The organism is Azospira sp. (genome assembly GCF_030247495.1).
Lineage (GTDB): Bacteria > Pseudomonadota > Gammaproteobacteria > Burkholderiales > Rhodocyclaceae > Azospira > Azospira oryzae.
In genome coordinates, this window is the sequence record NZ_JAOTRW010000004.1 from 251,226 (window position 1) to 272,945 (window position 21,720).

Annotated in this window: 16 protein-coding genes; 11 read left to right on the plus strand and 5 right to left on the minus strand. The window is 66.2% G+C overall.

All coding sequences use genetic code 11. The annotated features are described in order from the left end of the window. Positions 1 to 7 precede the first annotated feature (7 nt). From aceF to OEL49_RS07155, 6 genes are all read left to right on the plus strand, one after another. Entirely contained in the window at positions 8 to 1,675 is a 1,668-nt protein-coding gene (gene aceF, locus OEL49_RS07130; RefSeq protein ID WP_014236665.1) for a dihydrolipoyllysine-residue acetyltransferase, read from the plus strand. A 12-nt stretch (positions 1,676 to 1,687) separates the two neighbouring features. Then, positions 1,688 to 3,433 carry a dihydrolipoyl dehydrogenase gene (gene lpdA / locus OEL49_RS07135; RefSeq protein WP_014236664.1) on the plus strand — a complete coding sequence of 582 codons (1,746 nt, stop codon included), beginning with the start codon at positions 1,688 to 1,690 and terminating at the stop codon, positions 3,431 to 3,433. Positions 3,434 to 3,593: 160 nt separating this feature from the next. Further along, complete coding sequence (locus OEL49_RS07140) at positions 3,594 to 5,282, plus strand: hypothetical protein (protein WP_014236663.1); 1,689 nt, start codon at positions 3,594 to 3,596, stop codon at positions 5,280 to 5,282. A gap of 64 nt (positions 5,283 to 5,346) precedes the next feature. Continuing rightward, positions 5,347 to 6,018 (plus strand): ribose-5-phosphate isomerase RpiA, encoded by a 672-nt coding sequence (rpiA, locus tag OEL49_RS07145; protein WP_014236662.1) that lies wholly within the window; start codon positions 5,347 to 5,349, stop codon positions 6,016 to 6,018. 82 nt (positions 6,019 to 6,100) lie between these two features. Continuing rightward, the gene (phoU, locus tag OEL49_RS07150; protein WP_014236661.1) at positions 6,101 to 6,811 is read left to right on the plus strand and encodes a phosphate signaling complex protein PhoU; all 711 of its coding nucleotides are present in this window, start codon (positions 6,101 to 6,103) and stop codon (positions 6,809 to 6,811) included. A gap of 142 nt (positions 6,812 to 6,953) precedes the next feature. Continuing rightward, positions 6,954 to 7,361 carry a hypothetical protein gene (locus OEL49_RS07155; protein WP_287874317.1) on the plus strand — a complete coding sequence of 136 codons (408 nt, stop codon included), beginning with the start codon at positions 6,954 to 6,956 and terminating at the stop codon, positions 7,359 to 7,361. 83 nt (positions 7,362 to 7,444) lie between these two features. Here the strand turns inward: OEL49_RS07155 and OEL49_RS07160 are convergent, their stop codons facing one another. From OEL49_RS07160 to OEL49_RS07175, 4 genes are all read right to left on the minus strand, one after another. Then, positions 7,445 to 7,717, minus strand: coding sequence for an oxidative damage protection protein (locus OEL49_RS07160; protein WP_287874318.1), 273 nt, complete (start codon positions 7,715 to 7,717; stop codon positions 7,445 to 7,447). 99 nt (positions 7,718 to 7,816) lie between these two features. Beyond that, a complete protein-coding gene (gene argA / locus OEL49_RS07165) occupies positions 7,817 to 9,163 on the minus strand; it encodes an amino-acid N-acetyltransferase (protein ID WP_205230837.1) in 1,347 nt (448 codons plus the stop codon). 57 nt (positions 9,164 to 9,220) lie between these two features. After that, a complete protein-coding gene (gene pap / locus OEL49_RS07170; protein WP_014236657.1) occupies positions 9,221 to 10,729 on the minus strand; it encodes a polyphosphate:AMP phosphotransferase in 1,509 nt (502 codons plus the stop codon). A gap of 3 nt (positions 10,730 to 10,732) precedes the next feature. Next, complete coding sequence (locus tag OEL49_RS07175; RefSeq protein WP_287874319.1) at positions 10,733 to 11,482, minus strand: 16S rRNA (uracil(1498)-N(3))-methyltransferase; 750 nt, start codon at positions 11,480 to 11,482, stop codon at positions 10,733 to 10,735. A gap of 121 nt (positions 11,483 to 11,603) precedes the next feature. Between OEL49_RS07175 and OEL49_RS07180 the strand changes: the two genes are divergently transcribed. Continuing rightward, complete coding sequence (locus OEL49_RS07180; RefSeq protein WP_287874320.1) at positions 11,604 to 12,164, plus strand: thioredoxin family protein; 561 nt, start codon at positions 11,604 to 11,606, stop codon at positions 12,162 to 12,164. Between the two features lie 14 nt (positions 12,165 to 12,178). Continuing rightward, a complete protein-coding gene (locus OEL49_RS07185; protein ID WP_014236654.1) occupies positions 12,179 to 12,991 on the plus strand; it encodes an inositol monophosphatase family protein in 813 nt (270 codons plus the stop codon). Between the two features lie 20 nt (positions 12,992 to 13,011). On the opposite strand, the gene OEL49_RS07190 is transcribed toward OEL49_RS07185, so the two are convergent. Then, positions 13,012 to 15,555 carry a putative bifunctional diguanylate cyclase/phosphodiesterase gene (locus OEL49_RS07190; RefSeq protein ID WP_014236653.1) on the minus strand — a complete coding sequence of 848 codons (2,544 nt, stop codon included), beginning with the start codon at positions 15,553 to 15,555 and terminating at the stop codon, positions 13,012 to 13,014. 180 nt (positions 15,556 to 15,735) lie between these two features. Between OEL49_RS07190 and OEL49_RS07195 the strand changes: the two genes are divergently transcribed. The 3 genes from OEL49_RS07195 to OEL49_RS07205 all read left to right on the plus strand — a co-directional run bounded on the left by OEL49_RS07195 (position 15,736) and on the right by OEL49_RS07205 (position 21,545). Then, positions 15,736 to 19,581 (plus strand): EAL domain-containing protein, encoded by a 3,846-nt coding sequence (locus OEL49_RS07195; protein WP_287874321.1) that lies wholly within the window; start codon positions 15,736 to 15,738, stop codon positions 19,579 to 19,581. A 69-nt stretch (positions 19,582 to 19,650) separates the two neighbouring features. Beyond that, positions 19,651 to 20,649 (plus strand): class 1 fructose-bisphosphatase, encoded by a 999-nt coding sequence (locus OEL49_RS07200; protein WP_014236651.1) that lies wholly within the window; start codon positions 19,651 to 19,653, stop codon positions 20,647 to 20,649. A gap of 20 nt (positions 20,650 to 20,669) precedes the next feature. Further along, positions 20,670 to 21,545, plus strand: coding sequence for a phosphoribulokinase (locus tag OEL49_RS07205; protein WP_014236650.1), 876 nt, complete (start codon positions 20,670 to 20,672; stop codon positions 21,543 to 21,545). Positions 21,546 to 21,720 lie beyond the last annotated feature (175 nt).

A 21,720-nucleotide genomic window follows, 5' to 3' on the forward strand; every position in this document is an offset into this window, starting at 1 on the left:
AAGAACAATGAGCCAAACCATTGAAGTGAAGGTCCCGGACATCGGCGATTTCAAGGATGTGCCGGTCATCGAAATTTTCGTCAAGCCGGGCGACACCGTGAAGGTGGAAGACCCCCTGTGCTCCCTGGAGTCCGACAAGGCCACCATGGACGTGCCCTCCTCCGCCGCCGGCGTGGTCAAGGAAGTGAAGATCAAGGTCGGCGACAAGGTTGCCGAAGGCAGCGTGGTGGTGATCCTGGAAAGTGCCGCAAGCGGCGCCGCTGCGGCGGCCCCCGCGCCCCAGGCCGCTGCGCCGGCTCCAGTGGCTGCAGCCCCTGCGGCCCCTGCGCCTGTTGCCGCCGCGCCGGCCCCGGCCGCCTCCGGCCCGGTGGAAGTGAAGGTGCCGGATATCGGCGACTTCAAGGACGTGCCGGTCATCGAAGTGTTCGTCAAGGTCGGCGACACGGTAAAACAGGAAGATGCCCTGTGCTCCCTGGAGTCCGACAAGGCCACCATGGACGTACCCTCTTCCGCCGCCGGCGTGGTCAAGGAAGTGCGCGTCAAGGTCGGCGACAAGGTTTCCGAAGGCAGTGTGGTGGTGGTGCTGGAAGGCGCCGCCGGTGCCGTGGCCGCCGTGGCTGCAGCCCCTGCGGCTGCCGCACCGGCACCGGCCGCCCCCGCGGTCATCCCGCCGGAACTGGACGGCCCCGCGCCCACCAAGCCCTTCACCCCGGCCCCCGCTGCCGCGCCCTACGGCCTGGCCCTGGGCGGCAAGGTGCACGCCTCCCCCTCGGTGCGCGCCTTTGCCCGGGAACTGGGCGTGGATCTCTCCAAGGTCACTGCCACCGGCCCCAAGAGCCGCATCCAGGCCGAAGACGTGAAGGCCTACATCAAGGGCGTCATGTCCGGCCAGACCGTGGCCCCCACCCAGGTGGGCGGCGGCGGCATCACCGGCGGCGGCTCCCTGGACCTGCTGCCCTGGCCCAAGGTGGACTTCGCCAAGTTCGGCCCCATCGAAGCCAAGCCTCTCTCCCGCATCAAGAAGATTTCCGGCGCCAACCTGGCGCGCAACTGGGTGATGATCCCCGCCGTGACCTACCACGAGGACGCGGACATCACCGACCTGGAAGCCTTCCGGGTGCAGTTGAACAAGGAAAACGAAAAGAGCGGCCAGAAGCTGACCATGCTGGCGTTCATCATCAAGGCCTGCGTCAAGGTGCTGCAGCAGTTCCCCGAACTGAACACCTCCCTGGATGGCGACAACCTGGTGTACAAGAAGTACTACCACATCGGTTTCGCCGCCGACACGCCCAACGGCCTGGTGGTGCCGGTACTGAAGGACGCCGACAAGAAGGGCGTGCTGGAGATCGCCAAGGAAACCGGCGAACTGGCCAAGCTGGCCCGGGACGGCAAGCTGAAGCCCGCCGACATGCAGGGCGCCACCTTCACCATTTCTTCCGTCGGCGGCATCGGCGGCACGGCTTTCAGCCCCATCGTCAATGCGCCGGAAGTGGCCATCCTGGGCGTTTCCAAGTCCAGCATGAAGCCGGTGTGGAACGGCAAGGAATTCGTGCCGCGCCTGATCGTGCCCTTGTCCCTCTCCGCCGACCACCGCGTCATCGACGGCGCCCTGGCGACCCGCTTCAACGCCGAACTGGCCAAGCTGCTGGCGGATTTCCGCCGGGTCATGCTGTAAGGGAGAGAGAACATGAGCCAACTGGTTGAAGTGAAAGTCCCGGATATCGGCGACTTCAAGGACGTGCCCGTCATTGAAGTGTTCGTGAAGGTCGGCGACACGGTGAAGGTGGAAGACCCCCTGGTCTCCCTGGAGTCCGACAAGGCCACCATGGACGTGCCCTCGTCGGCTGCCGGCGTGGTCAAGGAAATCAAGGTCAAGCTGGGCGACAAGGTGGCCGAAGGCACGGTGATCGTGGTGGTGGAAGCCGGCGCGGCTGCTGCAGCCCCGGCGCCCCAACCCGCCGCCCCGGCGGCAGCGCCCGCTCCTGCAGCAGCTCCGCCCCCCGTGGCTGGAAGCCACGGCGGCGGTGCCGACGTCGAATGCGACATGCTGGTGCTGGGCGCCGGCCCCGGCGGCTACTCCGCCGCCTTCCGCTCCGCCGACCTGGGTCTCAAGACCGTGCTGGTGGAACGCTACCCGACCCTGGGCGGCGTCTGCCTCAACGTCGGCTGCATTCCCTCCAAGGCCCTGCTGCATGTAGCCGCGGTACTGGAAGAAGCCCAGCACCTGGCCGACTGCGGCGTCACCTTCGCCGCCCCCCAGGTGGATGTGGACAAGCTGCGCGCCCACAAGGAAAAGGTGGTGGGCAAGCTCACCGGCGGTCTCGCCGGCATGGCCAAGGGCCGCAAGGTGCAGCACGTGCAGGGCGTGGGCCAGTTCATCGACCCGCACCACATCGAAGTCACAGCGGCCGACGGCAAGAAGCAGGTGGTGAAGTTCAAGAACGCCATCATCGCCGCCGGCTCCCAGCCCGTGGCCCTGCCCTTCATGCCCAAGGACGATCCCCGGGTCATCGACTCCACCGGCGCCCTGGAACTGCGCTCGGTGCCGAAGAAGATGCTGGTCATCGGCGGCGGCATCATCGGCCTGGAAATGGCCACGGTGTACAGCGCCCTGGGCACCCGTATCACCGTGGTGGAACTGGGCCCGGGCCTGATGCCCGGCGCCGACCGGGATCTGGTCAAGGTCTGGGAGAAGAAGAACACCCAGCGCTTCGACCGCATCCTGCTGGCCACCGGCGTCACCGCCGCCGAGGCCAAGGCCGAAGGTATCGAGGTCACCTACTCCACCGGCGAGAAGGAAGCCTTCGACCTGGTGCTGGTGGCGGTCGGCCGTACTCCCAACGGCAAGAAGATCGCCGCCGACAAGGCCGGCGTCGCCGTCACCGACCGGGGCTTCATCAATGTGGATGCCCAGATGCGCACCAACGTGCCCCACATCTTCGCCATCGGCGACATCGTCGGCCAACCCATGCTGGCCCACAAGGCGGTGCATGAAGCCCACGTCGCCGCCGAGGTCGCCGCCGGCGAGAAGGCTGCCTTCGACGCCCTGCAGATTCCCAGCGTGGCCTACACCCATCCGGAAATCGCCTGGGCCGGCAAGACCGAAGACCAGCTCAAGAACGATGGCATAAAGTTTGAAAAAGCCGTGTTCCCCTGGGCAGCCAGCGGCCGGGCCATCGCCAACGGCGCCGAGGAAGGCTTCACCAAGCTCTTGTTCGACGCCGAAAGCCATCGCCTGCTGGGCGGCGGCATCGTCGGCATGAACGCCGGCGACCTCATCGGCGAAGTCTGCCTGGCCGTGGAAATGGGCTGCGATGCGGTGGATATCGGCAAGACCATCCACCCCCATCCGACCCTCTGCGAATCCATCGGCATGGCGGCGGAAGTGGCCCACGGCAGCTGCACCGACCTGCCGCCGATGAAAAAGAAATAAGCCGGCCGCCACCTGCCGGCAAGCACCACCCCGCAAGGCCGCCCACCCCGGGCGGCCTTTTACTTTTTGTGCAAAACCGGGGGGAACCCCGAGACTCCTTAATTTTCAAAGAAAAAAGGAATAGACTCCTCCCCTTATTGCACCTGCGTGACAGACCATCATGCTTAACTGGATCACTTCCCGCCTGAAGAATTCTGGCAGCGATCACCCCCTGGGCAGCGACAAGGGGATTGACGCCTATCTGGCCCAGATTCCGCGGGTCAATCCGCAAACCACCCTGCAGGATGTGGATCAGTGGCTGGAACACCCGGAACAGCTTTCCGCCGACATGCCGCCGGAAAGTGTCGCCCGGGCAGTGGAACGCCTGGACGAGAACATCCAGCCGGCCCTGGCTGAAGCCTGGATCAATTATTTCAACGACAACCGCCAGGACTACCTGGCCGATCGTCTGCTGAAGACCCTGGAGCACCACTACCGGAGCGCCTACCAGGCCTATCGCCACGTGCTCGAAGCTCTGGCCCAGCAGGCAATCCAGTCGGGCAAGGAGCCCGATCGCACCCGCCTCACCAAGTTGGCGGTACGCACCATGCAGGCCCTGGTGTGGGGCAAGAAGATCGCCCAGTTCAACTATGTGGGACCGGATGCCCTGTGGTGGAGGACCTGCCACGAAGTCCTGTTTCTGGCCCGTAACCTGGGACTGTTGCACGGCAAGGTCAGTGCCTACCCGGACCTGCCGGAAACCACCAGCGTCTGGCGTGAATACCTGGTCGGAGTCCTGTTCGAGTCCGTGCCGCTGTCCAACCTGACACCGCCCCAGATGGAAGCGCTGGACCGCACCATCCGCAAGGTGGAATCCCACTGCCTGTTCATCGACAGCTTTACCTCCCAGACGCCTTTCCGCATCAATCTGGAAGCCACCGACGGCCCCAGTCGTTGCAGCCCCGGCCAGGAAATGGGTCCTTCCTGGCGCTATTTCGGCCCCGGCCCGGCCCAGGCACAACTCATCAAGCTGCGCGCCACGCTGCAAACCAGCGGCAAGCTGCCGGATTGGCTGGACAACTGCCAGTGCGACACCCGCACGGCCATGGATCTCCTCCATCTGCTGATCCAGCATTGGTCCCTCACCCCACCGACGCGCCAGCAGGAACGTACGCCCCTGGCGGCCAATCTGCTGGTGGTGGCCGGCCTCTCCATGGCCCGGCGCGCCATCGCCGCCGCCGAATTCGCCCGCTCCGGCCGCACCCTGGACTACAAGGGCCACGTCCGCATCCTGGACCTGCATCGGGTCGAGGGTGGCGCCCGTCCCGAGGAGGAAAAGCAGGCGCCGCCCAAGACACCCCTGGAAGTGCTCCAGGCCCTGGAAAGCACGGGCATCCAGCAGATCACCGACACCTGGGAAGGCCTGGACCTGAGCGCCGCCGGCCTGGGCGCGCGCCTGCCCTTCCGCCGCCCCTGGCACAGCATCGGCGCCCTGGTGGGGTACCGCCTCGAACACGAGATCGACTGGCGGGTCGGCATCATCCGCCGCCTCGGCCGCAGCCACGGCAAGCCCAATGCCGGCCTGACCGTCTTCCCCGGCATCCCGGCCTGCGCCCAGGTGCAGCTGGCGGACAAGAATGCCGATTGCCCCTGGAACGAGCAGATTCCCGAAGCCATGGGCCTGGGCCTGCTCGATGCCATCCTCATCTCCCGGGAGGAACGCCTGCTGGCCGTACCGCCGGACACCTACACCCCGGACCGCCGGGCCGACCTCATCATCGGCGGCAAGCGCCAGCCCATCCGCCTGGCCGGCATCCAGGAGAGCGGCCCCGACTACCAGCTCATCCTCTACCGGGAAAATGAGGCCTGAGTCCGCCGGCGGCCAATCCCTCCGGTAAAATAGGGCTTTTCCAGCCCCCCCACCGGATTCCCCCATGACCCAGGACGAACTCAAGCAGGCAGTGGCCCGTGCCGCTGCCGATTACGTGGCCAGCCGCGTCGCCGAAGATGCCATCATCGGCGTCGGCACCGGCTCCACCGCCAACTGTTTCATCGACGCCCTGGCCGCCATGAAGGGCCGCTTCCGCGGCGCCGTGGCCAGCTCCGAAGCCACGGCCGCCCGCCTCAAGGGCCACGGCATCCCGGTGCTGGACCTCAACGACGTCAGTACCATGCCCGTGTATGTGGATGGTGCCGACGAGGTGACGCCCAAGCTGCACATGATCAAGGGCGGCGGCGGCGCCCTGACCCGGGAGAAGATCGTGGCCGCCGTGGCCGAGACCTTCATCTGCATCGCCGACGGCTCCAAGCTGGTCCAGGCCCTGGGCAAGTTCCCCCTGCCGGTGGAAGTGATCCCCATGGCCCGGGCCCAGGTGGCGCGGGAGCTGGCCAAGCTGGGAGGCACGCCGAAGCTGCGCGAGGGCTTCCTTACCGACAACGGCAACATCATTCTCGATGTACACGGCCTCTCCATCGCCGATCCGGTGGATCTGGAAAGCCGCATCAACCAGATCGTCGGCGTCGTGACCAACGGCCTCTTCGCCCGTCGCGGTGCCGACATCCTGCTGATGGGCACCCCGGAAGGGGTCAAGACACTTAGCGCTTGACCGGAACGGCGGGGGCGCTGAAACTTCCCTGTCACATTAGCCTGCTAACGTTGCCGGTTCTGACCCCAACAGGACCGCGACCATGGAAGCCATGAGCGAACATACCTACAAGCAATTCGATATCGAGCTGGAAAGCCTGCGCACCCGTGTGCTGCAGATGGGCGGACTGGTCGAGCAACAGGTGAAGAAGGCCATGCAGGGCCTCTACGCTGCCGATACCAGCCTGCTCGAAGCGGTAGTCCGGGAGGATGCCCGGGTGAACCAGCTGGAAATCGAGCTGGACGAAGCCTGCAACCAGGTCATCGCCAAGCGCCAGCCCACCGCCATCGACCTGCGCATGATCACCACCGTGATCAAGGCCATTTCCGATCTGGAGCGTATCGGCGACAAGGCCCACAAGATCGGCCGCCTGGGCCTGGCTCTCAACGCCCAGCACACCTCCTTCACCCCGGACGTGGAACTGCGGCACATGGCCGACCTGTCCCTGGAGATGCTGCACACGGCCCTGGACGCCTTTGCCCGCCTCAACGTCACGGCCGCCGCCGAAGTGGTGCACCAGGACGAGGCGGTGAACGTGGAATACAGCTCCGTGGTGCGCCAGCTCATCACCTACATGATGGAAGACCCCCGCACCATCTCCCGCTCCCTGGACATCATGTCCATCGCCAAGGCCATCGAGCGGGTCGGCGACCACGCCAAGAACATCGCCGAATACGTGATCTACATGGTCAAGGGCCTCAACGTGCGCCACGCCACCCTGGAAGAAATCGACCGGGAAATCGCCAACAGCTGAACCGCCCCCCCTGCTGGATTCAGTCTCCAGCTGACTGGCACAAGCCGCCTGCGGGCGGCTTTTTCTTTGCCGAACCAAACTGGGTTATGCTCCTGTAATAAGCAAACAGGGAGCGACGATGAAGCGGAAAGGACGATGGGCGATGGGACTGATACTGGCGGCTGTGCAACTGGCGGCCCAGGCAGGCGGTATGTACCGCTGCGGCAATACCTTCAGCGACAAGCCCTGCCCGGATGGGCGGGAACTGAAACACTACGCCAGCGGCACCATCCTTCAGGATGGCGGCGGCCCCAAGGAACTGGGCGCCCAGCTTTGCCGCGACCGCTTCGTCGAACACTTCCGCATTGAAAACCCGGAAACTGTACGCATCCATCAGGTCAGCGGCGGCCAGTCCGACATCATCGCCTACGGGGCAAGCCGGCAGACCACAGCCCGTACCTTTCAGGTGGAGGTGATGGTGCGCAATGCCTATGGCGTCTTCTTGGGCCCTGAAATCTACCGCTGCCATACCACTGACGATGGGCGCCGCCTGCTGCGCTACGCTCGCTAAAGCTCGGCCTCGGCAGATCGCAAACAGATCAGAGACAAAAAAACCGCGGGGATTCCGCGGTTTTTTTTCTGCAGCCCTTGGTTTCAGGACTGGGGCGGCACGTAGCCCTGCACCTGTTCGGCGCCTTCGCCGAAGAAGTGCTTTTCCAGCTGCTCGGCCAGGTACTGGCGATGGCGCTGGTCGGCCAGGTTGAGACGGTTCTCGTTGATGATCATGGTCTGCAGGCGAATCCACTGCTGCCAGGCTTCCTTGGAGACGTTCTCGAAAATGCGTTTGCCCAGTTCGCCCGGGTAGGGGGCGAAATCCAGGCCTTCGGCCTCCCGGCCCAGCTTGATGCAGTTGACGGTTCTTGCCATGGTGCTTCCTCCAGAAATTGATTGGGGATGATTATATCGCGAGGCCACCGCCGTACCGCCAAAGCCCCCAGTCACTGTGGGGCCATGGGGCGCGAGGCCCTACTTGCCCAGACTCTTCATCAGCACCTTGGAGCGGCGCTGCAGGTTGTACATGTGGCGTTTTTCTTCCGGCAGCTCGTCCACCGAGGCCAGGGCAAAGCCCCGTTCGATGAACCAGTGGGTGGTGCGGGTGGTGAGCACGAACAGCCGCTTGACCCCGGCCGCCTTGGCCTTGACCTCGATGTGCTGCATCAGGCGTTCGCCGTAGCCCCAGCGGCGATGTTCCGGCGAGACTGCCAGGCAGGCCAGCTCCGCCGTCTTGGCCTTCTGCCCGTCTTCCGCGTAGGGGTAGAGGGCGGCGCAGCCGACGATGACGCCATCGTGCTCCACCACCGAGAAGCGGCCGATTTCCCGCTCCAGCAGTTCCCGGGGCCGGTGCACCAGGGTGCCGTCCTCTTCCAGGGGGGCGATCAGGCCCACCAGGCCGCCGATGTCGTCGGGCTTGGCATCCCGCAGGGTATCCAGGGGGTCCCGGGTGACCACGGTACCGACGCCGTCGTGGGTGAACAACTCGTGCAGGACGGCGCCGTCCAGTTCATAGCCGATGATATGCACCCGGCCCACACCCCGCCGGCTGGCGCGCACGGCACAGGGCAGGTAGCGCTTCAGGTCCGGCGACAGCCATTCGCCGACCCGGGCCAGCTGTTCCGCCGCGTCGGCGGTCAGCTCGTCCAGCAGGTTGCCCTCCGCATCGGTGGCGCCCTGGCTGTCGGTGAGGAAAATCAGCTTGTCCGCCCCCAGGGCCTTGGCCGCCTCCTCCGCCACTTCTTCCATGGAAAGGTTGAAGATTTCGCCGGTGGGACTGGCCCCCAGGTTGGAGAGCAGGACGATGTTGCCCAGGCCCAGCTGGGCTTTCAGCCCTTCCGCGTCGATCTTGCGCACGGCGCCGGTGTATTGCAGGTCCACCCCGTCCAGCACCCCCATGGGGCGGGCGGTGATGAAGTTGCCGCCCACCACCCGGATGGTGTTGCCGGCCATGGGCGTGTTGGGCAGCCCCTGGGAAAGGAGGGCCTCCACTTCCAGGTACACGCTGCCGACGGCATCGATGACGCAGTCCAGGGTATCCGCATCGGTGATGCGCTGGCCGGCGTGGAAGCGGCTTTCCAGGCCTTTCTCCTGCAGCTCTTCCTCGATCTGGGGGCGGGAGCCATGCACCAGCACCAGGCGCACCCCCAGGTTGGCCAGCAGGCTGACGTCGTAGGCGAAGGTGCGGGCCAGGGGGCCGGAGATGGACTTGCCGCCGAAGGCGACGACGAAGGTCTTGCCGCGGAAGGCATTGACGTAGGGCGCGACGGAACGGAACCAGGCGACGAACTGGGCGGCGTTGGGCAGGGCGTTATCGGTCATGGGCGGGCTGTTCTGAGGGCAAGCGCACGATGGGCAAGGGGAGACTTTACGACAGTCTCATTTCTTTTTCCCGCTCTTGGCGGGGTCTTTTTTCAACGACCTTTCCAGATGCTCGCACAGCGTGCGCAAGACATGGATGCGGGCGTAGTTCTTGTCGTTGGCCGGCACCAGGGTCCAGGGGGCGATTTCGGTGCTGGTGCGGTCCACCATGTCGCACACCGCCTGCTCGTAGTCGTCCCACTTTTCCCGGTTGCGCCAGTCTTCGTCGGTGATCTTGAAGCGCTTGAAGCGGGTGTCCTCCCGCTCCTTGAAGCGGCGGTACTGCTCGTCCTTGCTGATGGCCAGCCAGAACTTGGCGACCACGGCGCCGTCCCGCACCAGCTGGTCCTCGAAGTCGTTGATCTCGGCGTAGGCCCGCATCCAGTCGGCCTCGCCGCAAAAGCCCTCGACCCGCTCCACCAGCACCCGGCCGTACCAGGAACGGTCGAAGATGGTGACCCGGCCGTGGCGCGGCACCTGGCGCCAGAAGCGCCACAGGTAGGGCTGGGCCCGCTCTTCCTCGGTGGGGGCGGCGATGGGCACGATGCGGTACTGGCGGGCATCCAGGGCACTGGTGATGCGGCGGATGGTGCCGCCCTTGCCGGCGGCGTCATTGCCCTCGAAGACGGCGATGAGGGAACGGCCCTGGAAGCGCTCGTCCCGGCACAGGGCGTTGAGCCGGCCCTGCCACTCGGCCAGCTCGCTTTCGTACTTCTTCTTGGCCAGGGCCTTGGACATGTCCAGGGCGGTGAGCAGGTTCTCCCCGGGCACCGGTCGCTGGAAGGGGGCGGCGGCGATGCGCAGGTTGCTGTCCGGCCGGGCCAGGCGGCGGCGCATGGCATCCAGCACGATGCGGCCCACGGCCAGGGAACGGTAGCGCTCGTCGAAGCCGTCCACCACCACCCAGGGAGCATTGCCGGTGCTGCTGTGACGCAGGGCGTGTTCGGAGACTTCCCGGTATTCGTCGTAATGCTCGTAGCGCCACCAGTCCTGCTCGCTCACCCGCCAGCTCTGCTTGGGGTCCTTGGAGAGGGCCTTGAGACGCTTTTTCTGGTCGTTCTTGGAAAGGTGGAACCAGAACTTGATGAGCAGGGCGCCTTCGTCGGTGAGCATCTTCTCGAAGCGGACGATCTCCTCCAGGCGCTGGTCCAGCTCGGAAGCCTTGAAGGTGCCGTTCACCCGGCCCTGGATGGGGTCGGTGTACCAGTTGCCGAACATGATGCCGACCCGGCCCTTGGGCGGCAGGGAACGCCAGAAGCGCCACATGGGCGGCCGCTCCCGCTCCTCGTCGGAGGGAGGCGGGAAAGCGTGTGTGTCGATGTGGCGCGGGTCCATCCAGGAGTTGAGCAGATTCACCGTCTCGCCCTTGCCGGCCCCGTCCACGCCGTTCACCAGGATGATCACCGGGAAGCGCTTGGCCTGCAGCACGTCGTACTGGGCATCCAGCAGGTCTGCCCGCAGCTGGGGCACCTGGGCATCGAAATCCTTCTTGTCGACCCGGTGTTCCAGTTCCGCCGATTCAAACATGACTCAACCTCCCCTGAAATCGCCCCACAGGGCCTGAATCGCTGCCAGGGCCGCCAGGCCCGCCGTTTCGGTACGCAACACCCGGGGGCCCAGGCTCACCGGGGTGAAGCCGGCGGCCACCGCCGCTTCCGCCTCCTCCGGCGCCAGGCCGCCTTCGGCCCCCACCAGCAGGGACACGGGACCGTCCGGCGGCGCCATGGCCGCCAGGGACACGGCGGCGCCGGGCAGCAGCACCAAGCGCCGGGAAGCGCTCTCCGCCTGGCCCAGGGCCCGCTCCAAAGGCAATAGGGGCGCCACTTCCGGCAGCCGGTTGCGGCCGCACTGCTCGCAGGCGGAAACAGCGACGCCACGCCAGTGCTCCAGGCGCTTGGCCGCCCGCTCGCCGTCCAGGCGCACCACGCTGCGCCGGCTGGAGACCGGCTGGAAGCGGCTGACGCCCAGTTCCACCGCCTTCTGCAGGGTGAAGTCCATCTTGTCCCCGCCCTGCAGGGCCTGGATCAGGGTCAGGGCCAGGGGCGACTCGCATTCCCGGGGCTGGTGCTCGCCCAGGCGCACCCGCACCCGGTCCTTGGCCACGGCCTCGATGCTGGCGCCGTACTCGCCGCCCCGGCCGTCGAAGAGGATGAGGCCGTCGCCGGCCTGCAGGCGCAATACCCGGGCGGCATGACGGGCCGGACCTTCGGGCAGGTCCACGGAGGCCCCGGGACTCAGGCTGAGGGCCTCGGGGGAGCAGAAAAAGCGGGGATCGGTCATCGTGCTATTATAGGCGCGCGCGCCCTTACGTCGCCCATTCCCGTGCATCCACGGGGCTTGCGGGCCAGTTCCAGAGAATCGGGGCCGCTCTGCCATACCCTGACAGAAAGCGAGTTTCCCCATGGTCAGCCTCACCACGCCGCTCTGCGACTTCGGTTGGCAAGCGCCGGATTTCCTCCTCCCCGGCACCGACGGCCGCCAGCACGGCCCGGCCAGCGCCCGGGGTCCCCGGGGCCTGCTGGTGATGTTCATCTGCAACCACTGCCCCTACGTCAAAGCCATTCTCGAGCGCCTGGTGCGGGACTGCCGGGAATTGCGCGACCACCACGGCATCGGCAGCATTGCCGTCATGAGCAACGACACGGCGGCCTACCCGGAAGACGGCTTTGCCCAGATGCAGGCCCTGTCCAGCCAGTGGGACCTGCCCTTCCCCTATGTGCTGGACGACAGCCAGGCCGTGGCCCGGGCCTACGGCGCCGTGTGCACCCCGGATTTCTTCGGCTTCAACGCCGACCTGCAACTGCAGTACCGGGGCCGCCTGGACGACACGGGCCGCAATGCCCCCCGCCCCGATGCCCGCCGGGAGCTGTTCGAGGCCATGACCCTGGTGGCCGCCGGCGGCCGCGGCCCGGCGGAGCAGACGCCGAGCATCGGCTGTTCCCTGAAATGGCGTGACACCTGAGCCGGAGCCGTTCAATGCGCTACGCCGACAACGCCAACCGGCACACGGTTGAAACGGTCATCGCAGCCGTACACCAGGTGGCCCGGGAAGCCATCGTGCCCCGTTTCATGAAGGCCATCCACCACCGCAAGGATGACGGCACCCTGCTCTCGGAAGCGGACCTGGCGTGCCAGAGCTTTCTCCTGCAGCGCCTGCCGGAAATCGTGCCCTGCCCGGTGATCGGCGAGGAAATGAGCCGGGCCGAACAGGAAGCCGCCCTGGAGGCGGGCAACGGGGACGTGTGGTGCATCGATCCCATCGACGGCACCACCAACTTCGTCAATGGCCTGCCCGTCTTCGCCGTCTCCATCGCCCTGCTGCGGGAGCGCAAGCCCCGCCTGGGCATCACTTACAACCCCATCACCAACGAACTTTTCTATGCCTGGGAGGGCGGTGGCGCCTACGTGAACGGCAAGCGCCTGCCCCTGCGCCGGGTGGCCGGCAGCCTGGACCAGGCGGTGGCCAATGTGGACCTGAAACGCCTGCCCCGGGAACTGGCCGTCCGCATCGCCACGGCACCGCCCTTCTTCTCCCAGCGTAATTTCGGCAGCAGCGCCCTGGAGTGGTGCCAGGTGGCCGCGGGCCGCATCGACGTGGCGGTGCACGGCGGCCAGATGCTGTGGGATTACGCCGCCGGCTGTCTGATCCTGAAGGAAGCGGGCGGCCACATGTGCACCCTGGAGCAGGACGACTTCCACGCCGACGACCTGTGGCGCCGGCGCATCGTCGCCGCCCTGGACCCCGGCGTCTTCGCCGCCTGGCGGGACTGGCTGCGGGCCGGCCTCTAGGCCGCCGGCCCGCCCCGTGCTCAGGCGGGCTTGCGGATTTCCCGGTCGGGACGGCCGATGTAATAGCCCTGGGCCATGTCCATGCCCATGCGCTTCAACTCGTCCAGCACCTCGCCGGTTTCGACGAATTCGGCAATGACCTGGATGCCCAGTTCGTGGGCCAGGGACTGCATGCTTTGGACGAAGGCCCGATCCTTGGTGCTGTGCAGGATATTGACCACGAAGTCCCCCTCCACCTTGAGGAAATCCACCGGGAAGCGACGCAGGTAGTGGAAGGAGGAGAAGCCTGAACCGAAGTCGTCGATGGCCAGCTTGAAGCCGTCGAACTTCAGGTCGTTGAGGAAACGCTCCATCAGGGCCAGGTTCTTCACCGTATCCCGCTCGGTGATCTCGAAGACGATGCGCTCCGGCGGAATACCGGAATCGGCCACGATCTGGCGCAGGGAGCGGGCGAACTCGTTGAGCACCATGGCCCGGGGCGAGAGGTTGAGGAAGATGTAACCCTCGTGCCCTTCCGCCGCCAGCTTCTGCAGGGCCAGTTCGATCACCAGACAGTCGAGGCGGTGGATGACACCGATTTTCTCGGCGATCTCGACGAACTCGTCGGCCCGCATGATTTCCCCGTCCACCTCGATGCGGGACAGCACCTCGTAGCCCACCACCACGCCGGCCTGGACATCCAGGATGGGCTGGAAGAAGGGGATCAGCCGCCGTTCGTCGATGGCCTTGAGGATGGTGACGCTCTTCTGGGAGATGTCGCGGAACACTTCCATGACGTCGTCCGCCGTGGGAATGGCGACCCGCTCCTTACCCTCCGCCTTGGCCTTGTACATCATGTTGTCGGCGAAGAGGAAGAGGTCCTTGGGCTCGGTGGCGTGGTCCGGATACACGGCCAGGCCGATGGAAGCCGTGCCGTGCACTACGTCGCCGTTGAAGGCGGTGACGCTGCTCTGCCGGGAGGCCTCGAGAATGCGCTGGGCGATGACGGAGGTCTGCTCCAGGTCGGCCTCGGGCAGGATCACCACGAACTCGTCGCCGCCATAGCGGGCGAAGATGTCGCCGCTGCGTAGCACCTGCCGCACCTCCCGGGCGAAGGCCTGGAGGAATTTGTCGCCCACCGCATGGCCGTAGTTGTCGTTGACCAGCTTGAAGTTGTCCAGGTCGATCAGCAGCAGACCGAAATGCTCGTCATGGCGGGAGGAACGGTCGATCTCGTAGCCGATCATCTCCCAGAACACCCGCTGGTTGAAGAGGTCCGTCAGGGGGTCCCGGGTGGCGTAGTACTCCAGGTCCTTGGTGTACTTGTAGATGGCCTTCACCGACCCCACCACATTGAGCAGGGTGGACAGCACGGAATCGAGCACCAGGTGGCGGGTGTCGTCCTCCAGCTCGTCGGCCTGGACGCCGATGCCGACGATGCCGCCGATCTTCGGCGTATCGACGAAGAAGGACTTGACCCGCAGCTGCACCTCCTCCTCAGCCAGTTCCACCTTCTCGCCACCGGGCTTGGCCACGTGGTGGTTAATGGTGAAGGAGGTGATGACGGAGAAGCGGGGATTCTGCTTCAGCACTTCCCGGATGTGGCTCTCCACCCGCTGCTTGGTGGCGGCGGAGGGCTCCCGGTACCAGAAAATCTCCAGGTCGAAGAGCTCGTCGTCGATCTGGAAGATGGAGAAAAGCACGTGGGCGTTCATCACCTTGTTGATGTCCACCACCAGGTGATTCACGTATTCGGTCCAGTCACGGATGATGTCCGAGGTGATGACGAACTTCTCCAGCAGGCCGATCTCGAACTTGAGCATGTCCTTGTCCACCGCCACGGCCCGCAGCTTGGCCACCAGCTCCTCGACGGCGCAGACGATGCGGGTCAGCTCGGCGAAGCCGGGGCGGCTGCCGCGCAGTTCCAGCTTGCGCAGGTCCGATACCGCATTGACGCCGGCCACGCCCTCCTCCACATGGCGCAGGGCGCCTTCCAGCCGGTGGTTCACCCACCACACGGCCAGCAGCGCCAGCAGCAGGCCCAGGGGCATGAGGATGGCCAGGGACCAGGAGAATTCGGCCCGGGCCTGGTCTACCAGGCCGCCCACGTTCTGCCGCACTTCGATCAGGCCCAGCACGTCGCCCACGGCGGCGTTGTCGTGACAGCGCAGGCAGCGGTTTTCCGCCTGCAGGGGATAGATGAAGCGGATGAAGGAGCCCTGCATGGACTCCTGGGGCTTGCCGGCGGAAAAACCCTGGCGCAGCAGTTCATCCAGGGGCGGCTGCTCGATGGCGCCGAAGAGGGCCTCGACCTTGGGACCCCGATAGATTTCCACGGTGGCGTTGGAACCCCGGGTGGCGTCGCGCATGCCCTGGAGGAATTTTTCCACCTGGTCCCGGCGCCAGCCGGTGCTCATCAACTCATACATGGAGACGAAAGCCATGCGCGCCATGGTGTTGGCGCCTTCCCGGGCATGATCCCGTACGGTGCTGTCGAAGGAGCGGCTGACGGCCCAATAGCTGCCACCAAAAAAGAGCAACCCAACCAGGATGGAGGTCGCCAGGACGAACGTTCGGATTTTCATGGGGTTCCCTGAGCCAAGCCTTATATTTGTATGACATCGAAGGAGGCACCCCCGTACCTCCCTATGCTGTCGGCAAATTACTATACCCCCCCGCCAGGAGCAAGCCGGAAAGCGCAAATCCGGCCCATGGAATCTGGGATAATGGCGCCTGTCCCCCCTGCCAGCACCCCGGCCCCAGCCATGTCCCTGCGCCGCGAAACCCACCTTCAGGCGACCGTTGTCGTCGTCTTCTTTTCCCTGGCCGTCAGCCTGGGGCTGGCCAACATCTATCTATCCCACAGCGAGGAGGCGGCGGTACGCGTCCGCACCTTCCAGGAACTGCGGGCCGTGGCCGACCTCAAGGCCCAGCAGGTGGCCGCCTGGCGCAGCGAACGGCAGGCCCAGGCAAAATCGTGGCAGGACAGTCTGCACCTGGAGCGCCTGCTCGAGGCCCCGGGCAAGGCGGCAGAACTCCAGGCCAACCTGCAGAAGAGCCTGGGCCCCCTGGCCGAATTGCCGGAGAACCGGGCCTACCTGCTGCTCGACGACGACGGACGGGTGCGCTTCAGCACCGCCGCCCCACCCCAGGACAGCAGCGTCAGCGAAGCCACCCGGGACCTGCTCAAGGTCGCCGAATACAGCGACCAGCCCCAGCTAAGCGACCTGCAGCTGGACCCCCAGGGCCATGCCTTCATCGACCTGGCCGCCGTCATCCGCAGCCCCCGCAGCGGCCAGCGTCTGGCCTTCCTGGTGCAGCGGATCGACCCCGGCGCCGTCCTCTTTCCCCTCATCCAGGCCCGTCCGGTGCCCAGCGCCACCGCCGAGACCCTTCTGCTGCGCCAGGACGAAAGCGACTTCCTGGTGCTCAACGAACTGCGCCACCGCCAGGACACGGCCCTCAAGCTGCACCTGCGGCGGGAGGAAAGCATGCTCGGCGCCCCGGCCATGGCCGCGCCCCAGCAGGAGGGTGTCGACTACCGCCGCCAGCTGACCCTGGCCACCAGCCAGCAGGTGGCGGACACCCCCTGGATCCTGGTGACCAAGGTGGATGCGGAGGAAATCCTCTCCCCGGTGCGCCAGCGCAATTTCCTCACCTACGGCGTCTCCCTGCTGTTGCTGGCCGGGGGTGGCGCCTTCACCCTCTACCTGCTGCGCCAGCAGCGCAAGTTCTTCGCCGAGCGCCACGAACGGGAACAACTGGCGGCGGAGGAACTGCAGCGCACCCAGGACCGCCTGCTGGAAGCCCAGCGCATCGGCCACATCGGCAGCTGGGAGCGGGACCTGCGCAGCGGCCGCCTCTGGTGTTCCGAGGAAGCCTACCGCCTGGTGGGCCTGGACCCGCGCGAGCCCCTGACCTACGCCCACTTCCTGGAACTGGTGCACCCGGAGGACCGGGACAAGGTGCAACAGGCCACCGACCACAACGCGGCCAAGGAGGAAACCTTCGCCGTCGAGTACCGGGTGCTGCTGCAGGACGGTCGCCTGCGCCACTTCATCAACCGGGGCCGACTCTTCTGGGACGCCCGGGGCCAGCCCCTGCGGGCCAGCGGCACCACCCAGGACATCACCGAACGCAAGCTGGCGGAAGAAGAATACCGGCGCCAGTCCACCCAGCTGCGGGCGGTGCTGCAGAACATGCCCCAGGGCATCAGCGTCTTCGACGAGCATCTGCGCCTGCAATTGTGGAACGAAGGCATGCGGGAAGTCCTGGGCCTGCCCGCCGAAGCCCTCTACCGCGGGGTGCCCTTCGAGGACCTGGTGCGCTACCCGGCCCAGCGAGGCGAGTACGGCCCCGGCGACCCGGAACAGCACGTGCAGGAACGCAAGGCCCTGGCCATGCAGTTCAAGCCCCACCGCTTCGAGCGCACCCGCCTGGACGGACGCACCACCCTGGTCCAGGGCGAACCTCTCTTCGACGACGGCCAGCTCACCGGCTTCATCACCACCTACACCGACATCAGCGAAAGCAAGCGCAACGAACAGGCCCTGCGCAACCAGAACGCCATCCTGCAGAACATCCTGGAGAACCTGCCGGACGGCGTCAGCCTGTACGACCCGGAGCAGCGCATGATCGCCTGCAACGAGCGCTTCCGCACCCTGCTGGACCTGCCCGACACCCTCTTCGCCCAGGGCTACCCGACCCTGGAGGACATGGTCCGCTTCAACGCCCGACGCGGCGAATACGGCCCGGGGGACGAGGAACGGCGCACCCGGGGCGTGCTGCGGGCCCTGCAGCGGCCCAACAACACCGCCGTCCTGCGGGAGCGGCCCGACGGCACGGTGCTGGAAATCCGCCAGGTCAACCTGGGGGACGGCAGCACCATCATCATCTACACCGACATCACCGCCCGCCACCGGGCCGAGGCCGAGCTGAAGCTGGCGGAAAAGGTCTTCGCCAACAGCCCGGAAGCCATCATGATCTGCGACCAGGGCAACCGCATCATCTCGGTGAACCGGGCCTTCTGCGACATCACCGGCTACGCCCAGGAGGAAGTGCTGGGCCAGGATCCGCGCATGCTGGCCTCGGGCCGCCACGACAAGGACTTCTACCGGCAGATGTGGGAAATCCTGCGGGACACCGGCGCCTGGGCCGGGGAAATCTGGGACCGGCGCAAGAACGGCGAGATCTACCCCAAGTGGATGACCATCAACGCCGTGCACGACACCCAGAGCGGCGCCCTCACCCACTACATCACCCTCTTCTCCGACATCACCGAGCGCAAGGAGACCGAGGCCCGCATCCACCACCTGGCCCACCACGACCCCCTCACCGGCCTGCCCAACCGCTTCACCCTGGAAGCCCGCCTGGAGCAGTCCCTGGCCGATGCCCGGCGCCATGGCCACAAGGTGGCGGTGATGTTCATGGACCTGGACCGTTTCAAGACCATCAACGACTCCCTCGGCCACGCCGTGGGCGACTCCCTGCTCATGGAAATCGCCCACCGCCTGCGCTCCGCCGTGCGGGAATCGGACACGGTGGCCCGCCTCGGCGGCGACGAGTTCGTGGTGGTGCTGCCCGACGTGGAAGGGGCCAACGATGCGGCCCACGTGGCCGGCAAGATCATCGAGGACGTGGCCCGCAGCCTGCGGGTCGGCGCCCACGAGCTGCACACCTCTGCCTCCATCGGCATCAGCCTCTATCCGGACGACGGCGAAACGGTGCCGACGGTGATGCAGAACGCCGACACCGCCATGTACCACGCCAAGGCCATCGGCCGGAACAACTTCCAGTTCTTCGCCTCGGCCATGAACCGGGCCGCCACCGAGCGCCTGGAACTGGAACGCAAGCTGCGCCAGGCCATGGTCAATGACGAACTGGAATTGCACTTCCAGCCCCAGTTCGCCCTCGCCGCCGACCGGGTCACCGGGGTGGAGGCCCTGCTGCGCTGGCGCCATCCGGAGGACGGCCTGATCCCGCCGGACCGCTTCATCCCCATCGCCGAGGAAACCGGCCTCATTGTCGGCATCGGCGACTGGGTGCTGCAGGCCGCCTGCCGCCAGCTCAAGGCCTGGCTCGACCAGGGCCTGCCGCCCCTGCGCATGGCGGTGAACCTGTCCACCCGGCAGCTGAAGGAAAAGGAGTTCCCCAGCCGGGTGGCCGCCATCCTCCAGGAAACGGGCCTGCCCGCCGTGCTGCTGGAACTGGAGATCACCGAGAGCGGGGTCATGGAACGGCCGGAGGAGGCCATCACCACCCTGCAGGCCCTCAACGACATGGGCGTCACCCTGGCCATCGACGACTTCGGCACCGGCTACTCGTCCCTGTCCTACCTCAAGCTGTTCCCCATCGACCGGCTCAAGATCGACCGCTCCTTCGTGCGCGACATCGAGCGGGACCCGGATGACGCCGCCATCGCCCGCGGCACCATCGCCCTGGCCCACAGCCTGGGCCTGGAAGTGGTGGCCGAAGGAGTGGAAACCTCGGCCCAGCTCGACATGCTGGCGGCCGACGGCTGCGACGAGGTGCAGGGCTACTTCTTCAGCCGCCCCCTGCCGCTGGCGGCCGCCACCGCCTTCCTCGCCCAGCAGGCCGGTAGGGCGGGGTAGAATACCCCTCCGTATCGTCCCCGCCGGGGACCTCACCCATTTTCGCTGCAACCCGCTGCAAGGAATTCCATGTCCCGTACCACCCTTTCCCGCTACCTGATCGAAGCCCAGCGCGACAACCACATCAACGCCGACCTGCGCTTCCTCATCGAAGTCGTCGCCCGGGCCTGCAAGGCCATTTCCATCTCCATCGGCAAGGGCGCCCTCTCCGGCGTGCTGGGGGAGGCCGGCAGCGACAACGTGCAGGGCGAGGCCCAGAAGAAGCTGGACGTCATCTCCAATGAAATCCTGCTGGAAGCCAACGAATGGGGCGGCCACCTGGCAGCCATGGCCTCCGAGGAGATGGACCATCCCCATCCCATTCCCCACCGCTACCCCAAGGGCGAATACCTGCTGATGTTCGACCCCCTGGACGGCTCCTCCAACATCGACATCAACGTCTCCGTCGGCACCATCTTCTCCGTGCTGCGCTGCCCCGAAGGCATGGAGCCCACCGAACAGGCCTTCCTCCAGCCCGGCACCCAGCAGCTGGCCGCCGGCTACGCCCTCTACGGCCCCAACACCCTCCTGGTGCTGACCATCGGCCAGGGCGTGCATTGCTTCACCCTGGACCGGGAAGTGGGCTCCTTCGTCCTGACCCAGGAGAACCTCCGCATCCCCGAGGACACCAAGGAATTCGCCATCAACATGTCCAACCAGCGCTTCTGGGAAGCCCCGGTGCAGCGCTACGTGGGCGAACTGCTGCAGGGCAAGGAGGGCGTGCGCGGCAAGGACTTCAACATGCGCTGGGTCGCCTCCATGGTGGCCGACGTGCACCGCATCCTCACCCGCGGCGGCCTCTTCATGTACCCCCTGGACAGCAAGACCGCGGAAAAGGGCGGCAAGCTGCGCCTGCTCTACGAAGCCAATCCCATGAGCCTCATCGTCGAACAGGCCGGCGGCGCCGCCACCACCGGCCGCCAGCGCATCCTGGACCTGCAGCCCACCCAGCTGCACCAGCGGGTGCCGGTGGTCCTGGGTTCGAAGAACGAGGTGGAACGGGTCACCGCCTACCACCTGGAATCCTGAGATATCAGGAGAGGAGGAGCATGTCGGCCAAACACCCCATCATCGCCGTCACCGGCTCCTCCGGCGCCGGCACCACCACGGTCCGGAAAACCTTCGAATCCATTTTCCGCCGGGAAAAGATCAACGGCGCCATTGTCGAAGGCGACGCCTTCCACCGCTACACCCGGACGGAAATGGGCCAGAACATCGAGGCCGCCGAGCGTGAGGGACGCAAGCCGCCCTCCCACTTCGGCCCCGAGGCCAATCTGCTGGCCGAGCTGGAAACCCTCTTCCGCGAATACGGCGAACACGGCACCGGCAAGATCCGCCAGTACATCCACGGTGCCGCCGAGGCCCGCCGCTGGGGCCTGCCCGAGGGCTATTTCACCCCCTGGGAAGCCATCGCCCCGGGCACCGACCTGCTCTTCTACGAGGGCTTGCACGGCGCCTACCAGGACAAGCAGATCGACGTAGGCCGCCATGCGGACCTGCTCATCGGCGTGGTGCCCATCATCAACCTGGAATGGATCCAGAAAATCCACCGGGACACCCGCAGCCGGGGCTATTCCCTGGAAGCGGTGACCCACACCATCCTGCGGCGCATGCCCGATTACGTGCATCACATCACACCCCAGTTCTCCCGCACCCACATCAACTTCCAGCGGGTGCCGGTGGTGGACACCTCCAACCCCTTCATCGCCCGGGACATCCCGAGCAACGACGAATCCTTCGTCGTCATCCGCTTCCGCGACCCCCGGGGCGTGGATTTCCCCTACCTGCTCAACATGATCGGCGACGCCTTCATGTCCCGCCCCAACACCATCGTGGTCCCCGGCGGCAAGCAGGACCTGGCCATGCAGCTGATCCTGACGCCCCTCATCTGGCAACTGGTGGAAGACCGCAGCCGGGGCGCCTGAGCTCGGCAGCTTTCCCGTGAAAAAGGCCGCCGCAACCCCGGACGGGCCGGGAGCGGCTACCGCCATTGCCCTATCCCAGCGGAATTACCCCACCGCGGCAGCCCTTGTGCTGCGGTGAATCTGGAAAAACCCCAGCATTTGGCGGATAATTCCGCCTCTTTCCCGCCTCCCCCCT

What these genes read in the sequence shown, in the direction of transcription:
- OEL49_RS07185 (WP_014236654.1), top strand. Translation starts at nt 12,179, where the DNA reads ATGCGCTACGCCGACAACGCCAACCGGCACACGGTTGAAACGGTCATC.
- argA (WP_205230837.1), bottom strand. Translation starts at nt 9,163, where the DNA reads ATGACCGATAACGCCCTGCCCAACGCCGCCCAGTTCGTCGCCTGGTTC.
- OEL49_RS07155 (WP_287874317.1), top strand. Translation starts at nt 6,954, where the DNA reads ATGGGACTGATACTGGCGGCTGTGCAACTGGCGGCCCAGGCAGGCGGT.
- OEL49_RS07205 (WP_014236650.1), top strand. Translation starts at nt 20,670, where the DNA reads ATGTCGGCCAAACACCCCATCATCGCCGTCACCGGCTCCTCCGGCGCC.
- phoU (WP_014236661.1), top strand. Translation starts at nt 6,101, where the DNA reads ATGGAAGCCATGAGCGAACATACCTACAAGCAATTCGATATCGAGCTG.
- aceF (WP_014236665.1), top strand. Translation starts at nt 8, where the DNA reads ATGAGCCAAACCATTGAAGTGAAGGTCCCGGACATCGGCGATTTCAAG.
- OEL49_RS07160 (WP_287874318.1), bottom strand. Translation starts at nt 7,717, where the DNA reads ATGGCAAGAACCGTCAACTGCATCAAGCTGGGCCGGGAGGCCGAAGGC.
- OEL49_RS07190 (WP_014236653.1), bottom strand. Translation starts at nt 15,555, where the DNA reads ATGAAAATCCGAACGTTCGTCCTGGCGACCTCCATCCTGGTTGGGTTG.
- OEL49_RS07180 (WP_287874320.1), top strand. Translation starts at nt 11,604, where the DNA reads ATGGTCAGCCTCACCACGCCGCTCTGCGACTTCGGTTGGCAAGCGCCG.
- OEL49_RS07200 (WP_014236651.1), top strand. Translation starts at nt 19,651, where the DNA reads ATGTCCCGTACCACCCTTTCCCGCTACCTGATCGAAGCCCAGCGCGAC.
- lpdA (WP_014236664.1), top strand. Translation starts at nt 1,688, where the DNA reads ATGAGCCAACTGGTTGAAGTGAAAGTCCCGGATATCGGCGACTTCAAG.
- rpiA (WP_014236662.1), top strand. Translation starts at nt 5,347, where the DNA reads ATGACCCAGGACGAACTCAAGCAGGCAGTGGCCCGTGCCGCTGCCGAT.
- OEL49_RS07140 (WP_014236663.1), top strand. Translation starts at nt 3,594, where the DNA reads ATGCTTAACTGGATCACTTCCCGCCTGAAGAATTCTGGCAGCGATCAC.
- pap (WP_014236657.1), bottom strand. Translation starts at nt 10,729, where the DNA reads ATGTTTGAATCGGCGGAACTGGAACACCGGGTCGACAAGAAGGATTTC.
- OEL49_RS07195 (WP_287874321.1), top strand. Translation starts at nt 15,736, where the DNA reads ATGTCCCTGCGCCGCGAAACCCACCTTCAGGCGACCGTTGTCGTCGTC.
- OEL49_RS07175 (WP_287874319.1), bottom strand. Translation starts at nt 11,482, where the DNA reads ATGACCGATCCCCGCTTTTTCTGCTCCCCCGAGGCCCTCAGCCTGAGT.